The organism is Halorubrum tibetense, from assembly GCF_042661865.1.
Lineage (GTDB): Archaea > Halobacteriota > Halobacteria > Halobacteriales > Haloferacaceae > Halorubrum > Halorubrum tibetense.
This window is the reverse complement of the sequence record NZ_JBHSWW010000384.1, coordinates 1-1,845: the sequence shown is the minus strand read 5'-3', so window position 1 is coordinate 1,845 and position 1,845 is coordinate 1. Positions and strand designations below refer to the sequence as shown.

Sequence of the window (1,845 nt, the reverse complement as noted above, 5' to 3'; positions counted from 1 at the left end):
GCGCGCGCTGGCGATCGCGACCGCCTACTTCGGGCTGCTCGCCTTCTTCGCCGGCCTCGTCGCGACCGGGGTTCCCGAACGGGCGGTCGACGCCCGGATCGCGTGGCTCCCGCTAGGGTGGGGGCCCGCGGTCGTGTACGCGAGCGAGTACCTCACGCTCGTGCTGGTGCCCGCGTACCTGATCGGCTACGCCGCCCTCGCGAAGCTCGTCTACATCACCGTGTTGGAGGCGTCCGGGTCGGTCGTCGCGGGGATCGTCGGGCTGTTCTCGTGTGTCTCCTGTACGTTCCCCATCATCGCGATGGTCGCCTCTGGCGTGTTCGGCGGGAGCGGGATCCTCGCGGCGACCGCGCTCGACGTCTCCTACGGGCTCTCGACCGCCGTGTTTCTGATCACGGTCGGGCTGTTGTACTGGCGGCCGGGGTTCCGGTCGTGAGGGCGACGAGGATGCGTTCTCTACTTATAAGCCGTCGCTAACGCGGTGAACACGTCTAACCGACCGGGATAACCCATCTTCGGCGGGGTAGACCCGTCCGAAGTCCCACCTCGTACAACTCCACACCTCACGCCTCCCCAGCCTTGCCGCGGCTGCCCTTATAAGGACAGCCGCGGCGGCCCTCGCGGTCCGCTCGCGCCTATATAAGGGCGCGAGCGGGCGCGCCACCGCGGCGGGTGTTCGCTCCGGTCCGTCTCGTCCTGTCCGTCTCTCCTCGTCCGCCCGTTCCGGGTTCCGCGAGCCGCCCTTTTAAGTCTCGCCGGACCCGATCCGGAGGCGTATGACACGAGTCGAAGTCGAGTACTGTGTACCGTGTGGCATGCTGAACCGCGCACAGGACATCTCGGGTGCGGTCCTCGAACAGTTCGGCGAGGGTGTCGACGAGGTCGCGTTGGTTACGGGCGACGACGGCGTGTTCGTCGTCCGCGTCGACGACGAGGTCGTCTTCGACAAGACCGAGGACGACTACGACGTCGACGCCATCGTCCGCGCCGTGAAACCCCACGTCGGCGCGTCGGCCTGAAGACGGGCTTCGACCGTCGCACACACGGGCGGGCGGCCATCTAGTCCGTGTCGACCACTGGCCGGGCCGAGTTGCTTACCACGAGCAGGCTGCTTGCGCCCATGGCCAGCGCGGCTAAAAGCGGGTTTAGCGCTCCCGTTATCGCCAGCGGGATCGCCACCCCGTTGTACACGAACGCCCAGCCGAGATTCTCCTTCAGCCGCCGGTTCGTTCCCGCCGTGACGTCGAACAGTTCGGGTATCGCCGAGAGCCGGTCCTCCAAGAGGACGGCGTCGGCCGCGTCGGCCGCCAGGTCCGTCCCGCTCGCGATCGATATCCCGAGGTCGGCGGCCGCGAGCGCGGGGGCATCGTTGCTCCCGTCGCCGACCATCGCCACGCGCTCCGTCGCTCCGATCCGCCGCACGGTCTCGGCTTTCGCCTCCGGCGGCACCTCCGCGAACACCTCGTCGATCGCGGGATGGTTCTCGAAGCGCCGGGCGGCCGCGAGGGAGTCCCCGGTGAGCACCACCACGCGCTTCCCGCGTGCGTCGAGCTCCTCGACCAGTTCCTCCCACTCGTCCCTGACCTCGTCGCCGACGGCGAGCACACCGCGAACGACCCCGTTCCAGCCGACGTACACTGGGACGTGGCCCGTGGACTCGGCCTCCGCACCCGCCCTGACGAGCCGGTCGGGGAGGGACCACTCGGATCCCGGGAACAACGACCGGTGACCGACGACGACCCGGTCGCCGTCGATCCGCCCTTCGACTCCTCGATCGGAGACCGTCACGTCGACGGCCCCGGGAGCGCCCGTCGCCGAGCCGCGGCCGTCGTCCGGGTCGCCCGC

The 1,845-nt window shown here is 69.3% G+C and carries 3 protein-coding genes; 2 read left to right on the top strand and 1 reads right to left on the bottom strand.

The genetic code is table 11. From position 1 onward, the window contains the following. On the top strand, positions 1-436 hold a 436-nt coding region (locus tag ACFQEU_RS15340), incomplete at its 5' end, for a DUF7546 family protein (RefSeq protein ID WP_379783569.1). A 340-nt stretch (positions 437-776) separates the two neighbouring features. After that, a complete protein-coding gene (locus tag ACFQEU_RS15335) occupies positions 777-1,019 on the top strand; it encodes a SelT/SelW/SelH family protein (protein ID WP_379783567.1) in 243 nt (80 codons plus the stop codon). Between the two features lie 40 nt (positions 1,020-1,059). Here the strand turns inward: ACFQEU_RS15335 and ACFQEU_RS15330 are convergent. After that, the coding region (locus ACFQEU_RS15330) for an HAD-IC family P-type ATPase (protein ID WP_379783565.1) at positions 1,060-1,845 on the bottom strand (786 nt) is incomplete at its 5' end.